At 52.0% G+C, this 15,131-nt stretch carries 15 protein-coding genes; 6 read left to right on the top strand and 9 right to left on the bottom strand.

Annotated features, from left to right (window positions below):
• Positions 1-4: 4 nt before the first annotated feature.
• From AC5M9B_RS07235 to rplS, 6 genes are all read left to right on the top strand, one after another.
• Entirely contained in the window at positions 5-1,420 is a 1,416-nt protein-coding gene (locus AC5M9B_RS07235) for a HAMP domain-containing sensor histidine kinase (RefSeq protein ID WP_003758036.1), read from the top strand.
• A gap of 424 nt (positions 1,421-1,844) precedes the next feature.
• Positions 1,845-4,238: a bifunctional acetate--CoA ligase family protein/GNAT family N-acetyltransferase gene (locus AC5M9B_RS07230; protein WP_487648443.1), complete on the top strand. Its 2,394-nt coding sequence runs from the start codon at positions 1,845-1,847 to the stop codon at positions 4,236-4,238.
• 76 nt (positions 4,239-4,314) lie between these two features.
• Complete coding sequence (gene rpsP / locus AC5M9B_RS07225) at positions 4,315-4,563, top strand: 30S ribosomal protein S16 (RefSeq protein WP_003740833.1); 249 nt, start codon at positions 4,315-4,317, stop codon at positions 4,561-4,563.
• Between the two features lie 18 nt (positions 4,564-4,581).
• The gene (gene rimM, locus AC5M9B_RS07220) at positions 4,582-5,091 is read left to right on the top strand and encodes a ribosome maturation factor RimM (protein ID WP_049222878.1); all 510 of its coding nucleotides are present in this window, start codon (positions 4,582-4,584) and stop codon (positions 5,089-5,091) included.
• Positions 5,091-5,840, top strand: a complete 750-nt coding sequence (trmD, locus tag AC5M9B_RS07215; protein WP_487648442.1) for a tRNA (guanosine(37)-N1)-methyltransferase TrmD — start codon at positions 5,091-5,093, stop codon at positions 5,838-5,840. Before rimM ends, trmD begins: the two co-directional genes overlap by 1 nt.
• Positions 5,841-5,853: 13 nt before the next feature.
• Positions 5,854-6,219 carry a 50S ribosomal protein L19 gene (rplS, locus tag AC5M9B_RS07210; protein WP_003740828.1) on the top strand — a complete coding sequence of 122 codons (366 nt, stop codon included), beginning with the start codon at positions 5,854-5,856 and terminating at the stop codon, positions 6,217-6,219.
• Positions 6,220-6,545: 326 nt separating this feature from the next.
• On the opposite strand, the gene AC5M9B_RS07205 is transcribed toward rplS, so the two are convergent.
• The 9 genes from AC5M9B_RS07205 to AC5M9B_RS07165 form a co-directional block, all read right to left on the bottom strand.
• The gene (locus AC5M9B_RS07205) at positions 6,546-7,052 is read right to left on the bottom strand and encodes a CvpA family protein (protein ID WP_487648441.1); all 507 of its coding nucleotides are present in this window, start codon (positions 7,050-7,052) and stop codon (positions 6,546-6,548) included.
• Positions 7,045-8,280, bottom strand: a complete 1,236-nt coding sequence (locus tag AC5M9B_RS07200; protein ID WP_019271455.1) for an SPOR domain-containing protein — start codon at positions 8,278-8,280, stop codon at positions 7,045-7,047. Before AC5M9B_RS07200 ends, AC5M9B_RS07205 begins: the two co-directional genes overlap by 8 nt.
• 12 nt (positions 8,281-8,292) lie before the next feature.
• Positions 8,293-9,567, bottom strand: a complete 1,275-nt coding sequence (gene folC, locus AC5M9B_RS07195) for a bifunctional tetrahydrofolate synthase/dihydrofolate synthase (protein WP_487648440.1) — start codon at positions 9,565-9,567, stop codon at positions 8,293-8,295.
• Between the two features lie 135 nt (positions 9,568-9,702).
• On the bottom strand, positions 9,703-10,137 hold the full coding sequence (locus AC5M9B_RS07190; RefSeq protein WP_487648439.1) for a protein YgfX: 435 nt from the start codon (positions 10,135-10,137) through the stop codon (positions 9,703-9,705).
• Between the two features lie 4 nt (positions 10,138-10,141).
• A complete protein-coding gene (locus AC5M9B_RS07185) occupies positions 10,142-10,501 on the bottom strand; it encodes a hypothetical protein (RefSeq protein ID WP_487648438.1) in 360 nt (119 codons plus the stop codon).
• A 227-nt stretch (positions 10,502-10,728) separates the two neighbouring features.
• Positions 10,729-11,457 carry an amino acid ABC transporter ATP-binding protein gene (locus AC5M9B_RS07180; RefSeq protein WP_003740819.1) on the bottom strand — a complete coding sequence of 243 codons (729 nt, stop codon included), beginning with the start codon at positions 11,455-11,457 and terminating at the stop codon, positions 10,729-10,731.
• 17 nt (positions 11,458-11,474) lie between these two features.
• Positions 11,475-12,254, bottom strand: a complete 780-nt coding sequence (gene rsmA, locus AC5M9B_RS07175; RefSeq protein ID WP_487648437.1) for a 16S rRNA (adenine(1518)-N(6)/adenine(1519)-N(6))-dimethyltransferase RsmA — start codon at positions 12,252-12,254, stop codon at positions 11,475-11,477.
• A gap of 174 nt (positions 12,255-12,428) precedes the next feature.
• Positions 12,429-13,547, bottom strand: coding sequence for an NADH-dependent flavin oxidoreductase (locus AC5M9B_RS07170; RefSeq protein WP_003758160.1), 1,119 nt, complete (start codon positions 13,545-13,547; stop codon positions 12,429-12,431).
• 138 nt (positions 13,548-13,685) lie between these two features.
• Positions 13,686-15,017, bottom strand: coding sequence for a YadA-like family protein (locus AC5M9B_RS07165; protein ID WP_487648436.1), 1,332 nt, complete (start codon positions 15,015-15,017; stop codon positions 13,686-13,688).
• Positions 15,018-15,131 lie beyond the last annotated feature (114 nt).

Genomic DNA, 15,131 nt, shown 5'->3' with positions numbered 1-15,131 from the left:
ATCAATGAAACTGTTTCAACGCATCTTCGCCACATTTTGCGCAGTCATCGTCTGCGCAATCTTTGTGGCGAGTTTTTCTTTTTGGCTGGTGCAAAATACCCTTGCCGAAAACCAATTCAACCAACGCCGCACCATCGAAACCACTTTGATGAACAGCATCCTCTCCGCCTTTAGGGCGCGCGGGGACAGCGGTGCGCGCGAAATTTTGGCGGAATGGGAAGACAGCCCCGTCTCCAATTCCGTTTACGTCATTTTGGGCGACGAGAAAAAAGACATCCTCGACCGCAACATCGACAACCACACCATCGAACGCGCCCGCGTGTTTGCCATCAATAATCCCAATTCTGATTTGGCGCACATCGAATACGACCGTTTCGGCGAAGAATACCTCTTCTTTATCAAAGGTTGGGACAGCCATCAGGCGCAACGCCTGCCCAGCCCGCTCTTTATCCCGGGCCTGCCACTCGCCCCGATTTGGCACGAATTCATCATCCTGTCCTTCATCATCGTCGTCGGTCTGCTGATGGCGTACATCCTCGCCAGCAACATTACCAAGCCCATCAAAATTTTGGGCAGCGGTATGGACAGGGTGGCAAACGGCGAACTTGAAACCCGTATTTCCCAGCAAGTGGACGACCGCGACGACGAATTGTCCCACCTTGCCATCCAGTTCGACAAAATGGCGGAAAAACTGGAAAAACTCGTTGCCAAAGAACGCCACCTGCTGCACCACGTCTCCCACGAAATGCGCTCGCCTTTGGCGCGTATGCAGGCGATTGTCGGACTGATTCAGGCGCAGCCGCAAAAGCAGGAACAATATCTGAAAAGGCTGGAAGGCGAATTGACCCGCATGGATACCTTGGTTGGCGAATTGCTGACGCTTTCCCGTTTGGAAACGTCCAACATCCCGCTGGAAAAAGAAAGCCTGAAGCTCGTCCCCTTCCTGAAAAACATCGTGGAAGACAACCAAAGCATCGCCCAGCAGAACAAACAAACCGTTACCCTTTCGGTCGAACCCAGAATCCCCGAAAATGCCACGGTCTGCGCCAACGAAGGCTATTTGTACCGCGCGTTTGACAACGTTATCCGCAATGCCATCAATTACAGCCCCGAAGGCAGCACCATCCGCGTCAATATCGGACAAGACAGCAAGCATTGGATTGTGGACGTTACCGACAACGGTCCCGGCGTGGACGAAATGCAACTGCCGCACATTTTCACCGCCTTTTACCGTGCCGACTCCAGCGCCAGCAAACCCGGTACCGGCTTAGGCCTTGCCCTGACCCAACACATCATGGAGCAGCACAACGGCAAAATCATGGCTGAAAACATCAAGCCGAATGGTTTGAAAATGCACTTTATCCTACCCAAAAAGAAAGTGAACGGCAAAACGGAAAAGCCGCATCCTAAAAACTCTTGACCATGAATATTACCCATCGGGGTTTGTATAGTGGATTAAATTTAAATCAGGACAAGGCGACAAAGCCGCAGACAGTACAGATAGTACGGCAAGGCGAGGTAACGCCGTACTGGTTTAAAGTTAATCCACTATAAACAAATTGCCACACCCCAAGCCTATAAAAGGTCGTCTGAAAAGAACAAACCCTTACGTTCCCGCCTTTCAGACGACCTTTTATGCCATTTGTCATATATAATCCATATAAATAATTAAATCATTTATAGTTTGCATGTTCGCCATTCCAAGCAACAAACAAACTTTTCATTTACAACAAAAACAAACAATAAACACCGAATCCGGTTCATTTACACACGGCAACCCTTCAACCCAAACCGCCCGAAAGGTCGTCTGAAACGCACCATCTACATACAGAAAAGGAGGCACCATGTCCGCCCAATCCATGTCCGGCTACTTCTTCATGCCCAACCACATCATCCTCGTGGGCGCGAGCGAACGCCCATACAGCTTGGGCGAACGCATCCTAAGCAACCTCCTGAGCGCACCGTTTCAAGGTCAAATCACACCCGTCAACCTCCGCCACCGCACGGTTGCCGGACTCACCTCCTACACCAACCTCAACAAAATCCCCGGCAGCGCCGACCTCGTCATCGCCGTAACGCCGCCCGACAGCTACGACGCCCTGTTCAAATCCTGCCGCAAAAAACAGTTCGGCCACATCATCCTCATCCAAGACTGGGAAAGCCTGTCCGACGACGAATGGCACATCGCCGAAGCCGCCATCAAAAAACACCACGGCAACGAACTCAACATCAGCGTGTGCAGCCCCGCGGGCGTGCAGCTTCCATCGCAAAGCATCAACATCAGTTCCCAACCCGACCATCCGGCAGGCTACACCGCCCTTTTGACCGGACACGCCTCCGTCAGCAGCGAAATCAACCTCATGCTGCAAAAAATGGGACAGGGCATTTCACGCCACATCAGCCTCAACTATCCGCTCAGCCCCACCACCTCTGCCGACTGGCTCAACCGTTTCGGCCACAACCGCCACACCAAAGTTGCCGTTATCGAACACAACCCGGCCGAAAACCAGCGCAACCTGTTCAGCGCCATCCGCCATTTCACCCGCCACACACCGCTTATCCTCCACGTTACCCACCGTTCGGACAACACCGAAAAAGCCGTGTTACGCTGCCTTGCGCGTCATTGCAACTTCCTCGCCACATTCAGCAGCAGCGAACTCGAAGCCGCCCTGCACGCGCGTTTATCCGACCTTCCCCCTCTGAACAGCATCGACATCCTGTCCGACACCCCTGCCGAGTGGCTGGAAACCTGTGCGCCCCCAAACCTAAAACTCCAATTCCCCACCAAGCAGCCGCACATCCGCCAAGGCTACATCGGCAGCACACCCACGCCCGCCCATTACCACAGCATCGCCAGCCAACACCTTCAAAATACCCATACCGAAGCCCTGCTCGCCATCGTTGCCCCGACCGACAGTCCCGACGAAAAAAATCTGACCCGCACCCTGAGCGTGCTGGCGAAACACACTGCCAAACCCTTACTTGTCAGCAGCCGCTTTTCAGAAGACCTCCTACATTTCGACCGTCCTGAACAAGCCCTGCAAGCCGTATCGTTCCGAAACATTGCCGACCAACTCCAAAAAGAGCAGTTACGCATCGCCACGCCTAAAAAAGGTCGTCTGAAAACCCCGCAAGCAAGAAACATTACCAAAGCCCTCGCTTCAAAAGACCTGCCCTTGCTTGCCGAAGCCCTGTGCCTGCCTGCCTATCAGCACACCGTGCATAACGCGGTGCAATTCCGTTTTCAACGCCATACCGTCTATGGCGACATCCTGACCGTATACCATCAAGGCAAAACCACTGCCGCGCTCCCGCCGTTTTCTACACTGGACATTGAACACATCGCCCATTTCGCCCAACTTGAAAACACGCATATCCTCAACCAACTCTTGCACACCTTAAACACACTCAGCCAACGGCAACAATACATCGGCGAAATCCTGCTCAACCTTAATGGCGACCAATACAGCAGCGACTTTATCTTGCAGGCTGACGAACGCCCCTCCCCGAAAAACAAATCAACCAATATAGCCACCCTCAAGCTCGAACAAGCCGCCGCCAAAGTACAGACCGCAGCAGAATACCTGCGCAGCAAAAACCCTGCCGCCGCCGAGTTCCTCCGTAATACCGGCGAAGCCGCTGCCGAACTTTTGGGCGCAAAAACCGAAAGCGAAGCCCCCATCCAAAACGTGCTCGCCCCCTACCCGACCGAGCATCTTGCCACGCTTACCCTCAAAAACGGCGAAACCGTAACCATCCGCCCCTTCACCCCCGAAGACGCGGAAGCCAAGCAGCAATTCGTCCGCAGCCTTTCTCCGCAAGCGCGCTACACCCGCTTCATGACCCACACCAACGAATTGCCCATCCCCACCCTCGCGCGCTTCAGCAAACTCGACTACCACAGCGAAGCCGCATGGACGGCACGCAATTCAGACGACCTCATCGTCGCCGTCAGCCGCTTCAGCCGTATCAACCGCAACGAATGCGAATTCGGCATCACGCTTGCTGAAAACGTACGCGGCAAAGGGTTGGCAGCGGAAATGATGAAGCTGATTATCCAATCGGCAACACAACAAGGCTACCGCGTCATGAGTGCCCAAATACTCAAATCCAACACCCCTATGCTTAAACTTGCTGAAAAATCAGGCTTTACCATTACCCCCTCCGAAGAAGACAACACTTTGTGCCAAGCACGCCTAAGCCTGACCACTCCGCAAAACAGCAACAAAAACAAATAAAAACTTGCATGAACAACGCAAAATATCCTAAAATTAGCGGTTTCTTATCTATCCGATTTTCTCAAAAGGACTCAAAATGGTAGTTATCCGTTTGGCTCGCGGTGGTTCTAAACACCGTCCCTTCTTCCACGTAGTCGTTGCCGACTCCCACAACCGTCGCGACGGCCGCTTCATTGAGCGCGTTGGCTTCTACAACCCTGTTGCCAATGAAAAACAAGAGCGCGTACGCCTCCAAGCCGACCGCCTGAACCACTGGATCGCCCAAGGCGCACAAGTCAGCGACGCAGTTGCAAAACTGATCAAAGAACAAAAAGCTGCTGCTTAATCACCGGCTAATCTTGCTATGACCGACACTCGACAACGGGTAGCCATGGGCTACATCAAAGGCGTATTCGGCATCAAAGGTTGGCTCAAAATAGCCGCCAATACAGAATACGCCGACAGCCTCCTGGACTACCCTGAGTGGCAGTTAAGCAAAGACGGTAAAACCCTGAACGTTACACTCGAAGCCGGCAAAATCGTCAGCGGAGAGCTTCAGGTTAAATTTGAAGGCATAGATGATCGCGATCAGGCTTTTGCCCTGCGTGGCTATACCATCGAAATTCCCCGAGAAGAATTCGCTCCTACCGAGGAAGACGAATATTATTGGGCAGATTTAGTCGGCATGACCGTTGTCAACAAAGACAATATCGTGCTCGGCAAAGTCACAAACCTGATGGAAACCGGCGCCAACGATGTTTTGATGATTAATGGGGAACATGGCCAAATCCTGATCCCGTTCGTATCCAACTACATCGAAACCGTCGATACTGAAGGCAAAACCATTACCGCCGACTGGGGCTTAGACTACTGATGTTGATACAAGCCATCACCATCTTCCCCGAAATGTTCGACAGCATTACCGAATACGGCGTAACCGGTCGCGCAAAAAAACAAAACCTTTGGCAATTCCAAGCCATCAATCCCCGCAAATTCGCCGACAACAAACTCGGCTATATTGACGACCGCCCCTTTGGCGGAGGTCCAGGAATGATTATGATGGCGCCGCCGCTGCAAGCAGCGATAGAAGAAGCCAAACAAATATCTTCAGCGCCTGCAAAAGTCATCTACCTTAGTCCGCAAGGTCAACCGCTAACCCACAAAAAAGCCGTAGAACTTGCAAAATCTCCGCATCTCATACTGCTTTGTGGACGATACGAAGGAATTGACGAACGCCTGCTGCAAAGCAGCGTAGATGAAGAAATCAGCATAGGCGACTTTGTCGTTTCCGGCGGAGAGCTGCCCGCCATGATGCTGATGGATGCCGTACTCAGACTGATACCCGGCGTATTGGGCGACATACAGTCAGCCGAACAGGATTCGTTTTCAGACGACCTACTAGACTGCCCTCATTACACCAAACCTTTAGAATTCCAAGGCATGACTGTTCCCGACGTATTGCGTTCGGGCAATCATGGCTTGATAGCCGAATGGCGGTTGAAACAATCGCTGCGGCGCACCCTGGAGCGCAGACCAGACCTACTGGAAAAGCGCAGTTTAATCCCAAAGGAATCCCGCCTCTTAAAAGAAATCTTGCAAGAGCAACAGGAAATCCAATCATAATTTAGGAAAAACAATGAACCTGATTCAACAATTAGAGCAAGAAGAAATTGCTCGCCTGAACAAAGATATCCCCGAATTCGCACCGGGCGACACCGTAGTCGTTTCCGTACGCGTAGTAGAGGGTTCACGCAGCCGTCTGCAAGCTTACGAAGGCGTTGTTATCGCCCGTCGTAACCGCGGCTTGAACAGCAACTTCATCGTTCGCAAAATTTCCAGTGGCGAAGGCGTTGAGCGTACTTTCCAACTCTACTCCCCTACCGTAGAAAAAATCGAAGTAAAACGCCGCGGTGACGTTCGTCGCGCCAAACTGTACTACTTGCGTGGTCTGACTGGTAAAGCGGCCCGCATTAAAGAAAAATTGCCTGCCCGCAAAGGTTAAGCAAAAGAATTGCAAAGCAAAATCCCCACTTTTCAGTGGGGATTTTTATTTTGCAATTCTTATAACGGATCTTCGCAGAAATTTGATCTAAAAAATATTGGGTTAAACTTAAATCAGAGCAAGGCAATGAGGTTGCCGACAGCAAAATGTATAAAACTATTTCACTTATTACCCTGATAACTCAATAAAAAATTATTCTTTTCAAACCAGAGTAAAGTAAAGCTGTGCAGGTGTTTAAACTTAACTCTCTATACAACAATATATCCCAATAAAAACCGGTTTCAAACGACCTTCGATGCAATCGGGGTCGTCTGAAACCGGTAGATTTACGATTCCGCCTTATCTTCCGCCTTGTCCTTCTGACCGGGCAGATAAGGCATGATGACTTCAGACAATGATTGGAAATAAGGAATACTGTACGAACTTTGCCAATCTTCCGTTTCCGGCAAATCGGTATAAGCGCAGACCATGACCGCCAAAGTTACCAGCAACACGCCTTTGACTGCGCCGAACACGCCGCCCAATACCCTGTTGACACTTCCCAGCCCCATCGATGACGCTGCGTTGGTCAGTATGGTACGCAAAAACTGCTGTAAAAAACGCGCCAAAAAGAAAATCACGACAAACGAAATGGCAACGCCCAAGGCATGCGGTTGAATCGATTTGAACGCCACTTCTGAAAACGGCACGGCAAACGTTTTAGCCAACAAGAAGGAAATCACCCACGCAAACAGCGAACCCGCTTCGGCAATGACGCCGCGTATCATCGACATCACGATACACGCCGCAATCACGCCGAAGGCGAGTATGTCGGCTAACGGAATATCATTCATTGGTTACCTGTCCGGCAATGCCGTGTACGCGCAATTTGTTCAAGTCGCGTTCGGCGTCGTAGGCGTTTTTGTATGCGCCCGATTTGACGCGGTAAACCTTGCCTTTATCCGTCATCACTTCGGTAATAGTCGAGTCGATACCTGCCGCTTTCATTTTGCGTTGCAGGCTCAAGGCGCGTTCTTTTTCAGCATAACCTGCCTGAATCGCGGCTTTTTTACCTGATTTGACTTCGGCGGTTTTGGTTTTTGCTTTTTCAGACGACCTTTCGGCAGCAGCGGTTTTCTCTGCTTTTGCTGTCGGCTCGGTTTTGGCTTTGGCAACTTTCGCTTCGGCTTCCCTTACCGCGGAAGCTTTTTTGTTAGCCGTTTCAATTTTTTCGTATTTGGAAGCATCTACCCGAATTCTTTCTTTAGGTTCGGACGCGGATGCTGTAACGGCTTCTTTGGCTTTTTCCGCTGCCGCTTTGTGTTTCGCTGCCGCTTCTTCTTTGGTTTTTAACGCCTTACGTTCGGCAACGGCTTTTTCAGCTTTTTCCAATTGCGCCAGCTTGTTGCGTTCGGCTGCGGCAGCGCGTTCCGCCTTCTCGGCTTTAGCGGCTTGAAGGGCGCGTTTGCGTGCGGCGGCATTGGCTTCGCGTTCCGCTGCTTCTTGTGCTTGGAGCTGCTGCGCTTTACGCTGTTCTTCGCGATTACGGCGACGCTCTTCCGCGCGGCGTGCGGCTGCTTCGCGTTTGGCAGCTTCGGCTTTTTGGATTTTCTCGGATTCTTCCAAACCTTTGATGTCGCTGTCTGACAGCGTATCGTTAATCAGCACCAAAGGCGGGCCTAAATCTTCGGGCGCAGCAGGCGGCGCTTCAGGTTGCGGTTCGGGCTGCGCTTGGGCATTTCGCTCCGGTGTGCCGATTTCCTGAGGCTTGTCCGCTGCTTCCGCTACTTCGGCATCGGCATTTTTAGCCGCTTCTGCCGCTGCTTCCAAATCTTCTTTGGTAGAAGGTTCCAACACGGTCGCGTCCGCCAAGTTGGCAGGTTCTGCGTTGGCATTATTCTGTTGGATGGTTGTAGTTTGGGCGTTTTCTTCTTGCTTGTTTTCCGGTCCGGTTGACAGGGCGACGCCCAATAAAACGGTCGATGCCGCCACCAACCCCGATGCCATAACCAAGCGGCGGCGGTTGCGGCGTTTGAGCTGTTCGTAACCGGTCAGAACTTCATTTTGCTTATTGTCAGACATGGAGATTTCCTTTTACAACGCCGCCATCACGTCGGCAACGGTATGAAATGAGCCGAAAACAACGATTCTATCATTTTCGCCCGCCTTAGCCAAAGCGGCGCGGTACGCCTCGCGAACGGAGGTAAAAGTTTGTATATTTTCGATATTTTGTGCTTCCAGTTTCGCCTGCAAGGCGTCCGTCGTCATGCCGCGCGGCACGTCCAAAGGCGCGATATACCATTCGTCAAACTGGTCTTTAACGATTTCCAACACGCCGTCTATGTCTTTGTCGGACAGCATGCTGAATACGGCGGTGCGTTTTTGCGCAAACGCCAAATTAATCAGGCTGCGGCGCAGGGCGCGGGCGGCGTGGGGATTGTGTCCGACATCCAAAACGGTCAGCGGACGACCGGGCAGAACTTGGAAACGTCCGGGGTTTTCAACCAGCAGCAATCCGCGCTTGATGGCGCCGATGTCCACCGGCAATTTTTCGTTCAAACATTCCAACACGGTCAACGCGCAGGCTGCGTTGGAAAGCTGGTATGCGCCGCGCAATGCGGGGAATGGCAGGGAATTGCGGTTGCGCGCGGGGTCGTCTGAATGCTGCGGATGAAAGCGGTAGTTCCATTGGATGTTTTCCAATGAGGAGAAATCGAAATCGCGCTGCACCATCAGCAGTTTCGCGCCTATGGCTTCGGCGTGTGCGACCAACGATTCGGGTGCGGGGTTTTGCCCGCAGATTGCGGGTTTGCCGCTGCGGAACACGCCTGCTTTTTCAAAGCCGACCTGTTCGACCGTATCGCCCAAAAACGCCTGATGGTCCAAATCCACGCTGGTAACCACCGCGCAATCGCAGTCGAACACATTGACTGCGTCCAAACGTCCGCCCAAGCCGACTTCCAATATCATCACATCGACTTGTTCGCGTATGAAGATATCGACCGCCGCCAAGGCATTGAATTCAAAATAGGTCAGCGATATTTCGCCGCGTGCCGCTTCGATGCGCTCGAAGGAAGCGGTGATGAGGTCGTCTGAAACCGGCTCGGCGTTGACGGCGATGCGTTCGTTGTAACGCAATAAATGCGGGCTGGTCAGCGTACCGACTTTGAAACCCGCCTGTTTGTAAATCTGCGTCAGATAGGCGCAGACCGAACCTTTACCGTTTGTTCCCGCGACAACGACGACGGGGCATTGCGGCTCGAGCTTCATGCGTTTTTTCACTTCGCCCGTGCGTTCCAAGCCCATGTCGATTAAGCCGCCGCTGTGGGCGGTTTCCAAATGCGAGAGCCAGTCTTGTAATGTTTTCATGTGTGTTTCGTTTTTCAAAAGGTCGTCTGAAACCGTCGTTTCGGAATAATTTAGACGGTTACTGCTGCTTGCGTGGATTATTTTTATATTGGGTTTAATTTGTATAGGACAAGACGAGAAACCGCCTTGCTGAGATTAAATCGGATTCGCGTCATCCTGAGCCTGACACCAGCGCGCCCAAACTTTCAGACGACGGTAAGATTCCTTATCCGCCATATCGGGCGTGACGCATTGCCGTATCGTTTTGCCATCGGCGTTCCACTGCAAAAACAAAGCGTAAGGGGTCAGCATCGTCGCACCGTCCAACACCGCGCCCTGCCCTTCTCCGTCTCCGCAAAATACGGAAGCGCGCGCATGGCGGTCGATGGCAATTTTCTTTACCGCACCCACCGTCCGCAAATTCACCACGCGCCAAGCGTGGACAAAACTGCCCGCCAACGCCGCCAGCCCGAACCACATCATCCAGCCGTAAAACCATATCAGGCACACGGCAACTGCGGACAAATGCAACAAGACGGACAAGGCTTTTAAAGAACGCGACGGCTTCAAGGGCGTCTGAAAAGCGCGCATCGCCTTACATCATATTGTCGAACACGGGCGTAATGCTCAATTCCGCTTCTTCCATGTCCAAAACCATATCGTGAATTTCGGTATCGAAAAATTCCCAAAACGCCTTCAGGCTCATGTCTTGCGGCCACTTACTTTTATCGATGTCCCAGCCTGCGAGTTCCGCCTCGAAAATCTGTTGGTAGCGTTCGTCGAAATAGGAGATCACTTCTTCCGGCTCGTCAAACTGCGGCACGAGGAATACGGAGCAGTTGGCACGGATTTGCTCGATGGTCAGGTCGGGCATATTTTCATCGGCGGATTTCAGCCATTCCAAAAAGCGGGCGGTCGGCTTAAGCACGACGGCGGTACGGTCAACAAAATACATGGTTTTCCTTTGAAACGGCAAAATCGGAAATGGCCTCTTCGCCGTCTATATCTATCGGTTGTATAGTGGATTAAATTTAAATCAGGACAAGGCGACGAAGCCGCAGACAGTACAAATAGTACGGCAAGGCGAGACAACGCCGTACTGGTTTAAATTTAATACACTATATTCGCCAAAGGTCATCTGAAAACCCAAATCTGTCTTTCAGACGACCTTTTGACAAGCTGTTAATGCGTCATCACTTGCTGCAAGAACTGTTTGGCGCGTTCGTGTTTCGGATTGGTAAAAAACTCTTCAGGCGTTTCGTTTTCCAAAATCTGTCCTTTATCCACGAAAATAATGCGGTCTGCCACTTCGCGCGCAAAGCCCATTTCATGCGTGACACACATCATGGTCATGCCGCTTTCCGCCAAGTCCTGCATCACTTTCAACACTTCACCGACCATTTCCGGGTCGAGCGCGGAAGTCGGTTCGTCAAACAACATCACGCGCGGTTCCATCGCCAGCCCGCGCGCAATCGCCACGCGCTGCTGCTGCCCGCCGGAAAGCTGGCTGGGGAATGCATCTTTTTTATGCGCCAAACCCACGCGTTCCAACAGCTCCATCGCCTTTTCCTCAGCCTGTTCGCGGCTTTGTTTTTTCACCTTCATCGGCGACAGGATGATGTTTTCCAATACGGTCAGATGCGGATACAGATTGAAGCCTTGAAACACAAAACCCACTTCCTCGCGCACCTTGTTCAAATCCGTTTGCGGATCGGCAACATTGATACCGTCCACCCAAATCTCGCCACTCTCAATGCTTTCAAGCTGGTTAACGGTACGGATAAGCGTCGATTTGCCGCTGCCCGAAGGTCCGCAAACTACCACCACTTCACCCTGCTTCACTTCCAGATTGACGCCGTTGATGACGTGCAGGTCTTTGAAATGTTTATGTACGTTTTTGAATTTAATCATGTTGTTTCCAGATGTTTTCAGACGACCTTACGGACGAGATAATTGCTCAGTTCCACATATTTCTCCGGCGCGATATGTTCGGCGCGGTCTTGTGGGCTGATGCCGACTGCCTGTAAATCCTCGTCGCCGGCAAGTTCTTTCAAATTGTTGCGTATGGTTTTGCGGCGTTGGTGGAAGGCGAGTTTCACCAGTTTGGCGAAATGCTCGAAATCGTCCGCCTTGCCGATGCGGTGTTTCAACGGAATCATGCGCACCACTGCCGAATCCACTTTCGGTGCAGGGTCAAACGATTCGGGCGGCACGTCAATCAACAGCTCCATATCGAAAAAATATTGCAGCATTACGCCCAAGCGACCATAGTCGTTGCTTTTCGGCGTGGCGACCATGCGTTCAACCACTTCTTTTTGCAGCATAAAGTGCATATCGACGACATCGTCTGCCACTTCCGCCAGCTTGAACAAAAGCGGCGTGGAAATGTTGTACGGCAGATTACCGACGATTTTCTTTTTGCCCGCGATGCTGTTGAAATCAAACTGCAATACATCGCCTTCATGAATCACGAGCTTATCCGCAAACGGCAGCGTTTTCAGACGACGTACGATGTCGCGGTCGATTTCGATAACGTGCAGACGGTTCAGCTTCTTCGCCAAAGGCTCGGTAATCGCCGCTAAGCCCGGTCCGATTTCAATCACCACATCATCCGCCTGCGGACGCACGGCGTTGACAATATCGGCAATAATGCGCGTGTCCTGCAAAAAATTCTGCCCGAAGCGTTTCCGGGCCTTATGTTCTTTCATCGCGTCTCTTCAAACTGTCGATCATTATAGTAAGCGCGTATTGTAACTGAAAAACATAGCGTTTTGTCGGACAAGAAAGAGGTCGTCTGAAAACGTTTTTCAAACGACCTCTTTAGCTATAACGGTAATTTCATCCCCTACCCCGCTCAAAAAATGGGTAGGCGGCTGAATTGTTCAAACAAACATTACCGGCGGCAGCCAAGATTGGGTACCGCTGGCGGAAAATTCCCACAGGATGTCGGGCAAACCGTAATGGTCGGCGCGCGTCGGGTCGAGTTGCGTTTCGATTTCGGCTTCGCGGCCTTCGCTGATTTGTGTGGCGATGTGCGGATTGATCATGACGGTTTTGCCTAGTGCGATAAATTCCGCCCAGCCGGTTTCAAACGCCGCCAAAATTTGATCAGCGGTAAACAGGTTGCCCACGCCGATAAGAGGCAGCTTGCCGTTGATACGGTCGTGGATAAACTGCATACGGGTTTGCGCCGTATCGCCGCCGCGTCGGATTTTCTTGTCGAATTCCCATAAGGAAACGTGCAGATATTGCAGCGGCTTTTGCACCAAGGCGTCAATCAGTGCGCCGGTTTCGGTCATGGTCAACCCGTCTTCGCCTGCTTCTTCGGGCGAGAAACGGTAGCCGATAATGAAGTCGTTGCGTTGGTGTTTTTCACGAACTGCGGCAACGGCATCGACGACGGCGAGTGGGAAGCGCATTCTGTTTTCCAAGCTGCCGCCCCATTGGTCGTTACGGCGATTACTTTGGGCGGAGTAAAACTGTTGGATTAAATAGCCGTTCGCGCCGTGGATTTCCACACCGTCAAAGCCTGCGCGAAGTGCCAAATCGGCAGCTTGGGCGAAGGAGGCGATGAGTTCTTCCACTTCTGCGGCACTCGCTTCACGCGCTCCATCCTTTTCGCTGGCGGACGCACTGATTTTGTCGCGGTGGTTGAGTTCTACCATCGCTTGGGAGCCGCCGTGATGGATTTGCAAAATCGCTTTTGCACCTTGTTTTTGAATGATTTGGGCGGTTTCTTTCAGGCTGTCGAGGCAGTTTTCACCCGTAGCTTCGGGCTGTCCACGAAAGGCTTTGCCGCCTTCTTGAACCAAAGTGGCGGCGGAGATAAAGAGACCTATATCACCTGCGCGATTGCCGAGAAACGTGCGTTCTTGGTCACTGATTAAACCATCGGCGTGCGAACCGAAATGGGTCATGGGCGCAACGGCGAGGCGGTTTTTGACGGTTACGCCGTTGTTGAGTGTGAAAGATTGGAAAAGCGGAGCATATTTGGGTTTCATTTTGTTCTTTCGAAAATTAATAACTCCTACAAAATTGGGACAAATATGGAATTATCAAGAACGAGGTCGTCTGAAAAACACGGTTTCGACGAAACGGAATGTTTTCAGACGACCTTTCGACAATACGTCTAACGACGATTACCAGAGGTAGGTTACGCTGGCGCCGCCGCCCGCACCGCCTTTCGCCGCGCCGACTGCCGAGCCTTTAACCAGCCATTTGCCGCTGGCGGATACTTTGGAAATACCTACGGCGTAACCGCTTTTACCGCGCCAGATACCGCTTGCGACGGAAACCGCGCCTTGTCCCGGCTGATATGCCTGTCCGAGGCTGCCGACCGCGATTGCAGCGGCGGAGCCTGAATCAGCACGCTCTTCAAGTTTATCCATACGGACTTTGGCCTCGTTGCGCAAAGCGGCGATTTGTGTCTGGTGATTGCTCTCGGCTGCGGCAAGGCTGCTTTGGCTTTGGCGGGCAAGGCTCTTCACTTGGGCAACGTTGACCGCGTCCGTATCCTCCTTACCCGCAGCAACATTAGTAATCTGGCGGCTGTTTTGTTCGCTGCCGACAGATACCGCACCTAAAGTCGATACCCATGTTCTGCCTGTTTCCGTACTTGCCGCGCCGGTAGCAAAGTCATGACCTGCAACGCCTGCCGCAGTATCGGCAACGCTGTCCGTACCGAGCGCTACGGAGTTTTGTTGACGCGCTTCCGCTTTGTAGCCCAAAGCAGCGGATTTTTCTTCAAATGCGGCAGCACCTGCGCCCAAAGCCGTTCCGCCCGATTTCCGTACCCGTGCGCGCGTACCGGCGGCAAGACCGTTGAGCGCGGTGGACGAAGATTCTACGCCCAATGCCACGCTGTTGGTTTCCTCGGCAACCGCGCGCGTACCGACTGCAACCGCTTGATAACCGTTTGCCTCGGCAGCAGATGCCAGCGCAACCGCCTGCGTACCATTGGCTTTTGCCCTATCCCCGACAGCAGTGGAACTGAGCGCATTGGCTTCACTGCCGCGTCCAAACGCAACCGCATCAATATCGGCAGCCTTCGCACTTTCGCCAACCGCAATAGAACGCAAACCCGTTGCCTGCGACATCAAACCGACCGCCACCGACTGTCCGCCGGAAGCCTTCGATGCGCCGCCGACGGCAATATCGTTGGTTCCCTTTGCATTCGCTCTGAAACCGACGGCAACTGCCCGCAATGCTTCCGCCTTAGCCTCACTGCCAAGCGCCGACGCACTCAAACCTGAAGCGTTTGAATCATAGCCGGCAGCAACAGACTTATAACCCGCCGCAGCCGCTTTGTCGCCCAACGCGGTCGCATTCTCCCCAGCCTTCGAGTCTTTGCCCAACGCGACCGAACCGTTTTTGTGCATCGTTCCTGTCGCAATACCTTCTGCAACACAAACATTTGCAAAAACAAGGGACAACACCAAACACAGCGGTTTGACGGATAAGTTTAGTTTCATCTTTTCATTCTCCATTTTTGAATTTTTAAAAATATCAACCAATTCTAAATAACTATATTTAACTATTTAGAATTAGTTATATTGTATAGTAATATTACAATATTATTAATTATA

The organism is Neisseria flava (assembly GCF_982712965.1).
The sequence above is the reverse complement of the archived record's forward strand: the minus strand, read 5'-3'. Positions and strand labels throughout refer to the sequence as shown.

Coding starts and splice junctions, on each gene's coding strand:
- AC5M9B_RS07235 (WP_003758036.1), top strand. CDS start 5: ATGAAACTGTTTCAACGCATCTTCGCCACATTTTGCGCAGTCATCGTC.
- AC5M9B_RS07170 (WP_003758160.1), bottom strand. CDS start 13,547: ATGAAACCCAAATATGCTCCGCTTTTCCAATCTTTCACACTCAACAAC.
- rimM (WP_049222878.1), top strand. CDS start 4,582: ATGACCGACACTCGACAACGGGTAGCCATGGGCTACATCAAAGGCGTA.
- AC5M9B_RS07230 (WP_487648443.1), top strand. CDS start 1,845: ATGTCCGCCCAATCCATGTCCGGCTACTTCTTCATGCCCAACCACATC.
- rplS (WP_003740828.1), top strand. CDS start 5,854: ATGAACCTGATTCAACAATTAGAGCAAGAAGAAATTGCTCGCCTGAAC.
- AC5M9B_RS07190 (WP_487648439.1), bottom strand. CDS start 10,137: ATGCGCGCTTTTCAGACGCCCTTGAAGCCGTCGCGTTCTTTAAAAGCC.
- AC5M9B_RS07165 (WP_487648436.1), bottom strand. CDS start 15,017: ATGAAACTAAACTTATCCGTCAAACCGCTGTGTTTGGTGTTGTCCCTT.
- AC5M9B_RS07180 (WP_003740819.1), bottom strand. CDS start 11,457: ATGATTAAATTCAAAAACGTACATAAACATTTCAAAGACCTGCACGTC.
- AC5M9B_RS07185 (WP_487648438.1), bottom strand. CDS start 10,501: ATGTATTTTGTTGACCGTACCGCCGTCGTGCTTAAGCCGACCGCCCGC.
- rsmA (WP_487648437.1), bottom strand. CDS start 12,254: ATGAAAGAACATAAGGCCCGGAAACGCTTCGGGCAGAATTTTTTGCAG.
- AC5M9B_RS07200 (WP_019271455.1), bottom strand. CDS start 8,280: ATGTCTGACAATAAGCAAAATGAAGTTCTGACCGGTTACGAACAGCTC.
- folC (WP_487648440.1), bottom strand. CDS start 9,567: ATGAAAACATTACAAGACTGGCTCTCGCATTTGGAAACCGCCCACAGC.
- rpsP (WP_003740833.1), top strand. CDS start 4,315: ATGGTAGTTATCCGTTTGGCTCGCGGTGGTTCTAAACACCGTCCCTTC.
- AC5M9B_RS07205 (WP_487648441.1), bottom strand. CDS start 7,052: ATGAATGATATTCCGTTAGCCGACATACTCGCCTTCGGCGTGATTGCG.
- trmD (WP_487648442.1), top strand. CDS start 5,091: ATGTTGATACAAGCCATCACCATCTTCCCCGAAATGTTCGACAGCATT.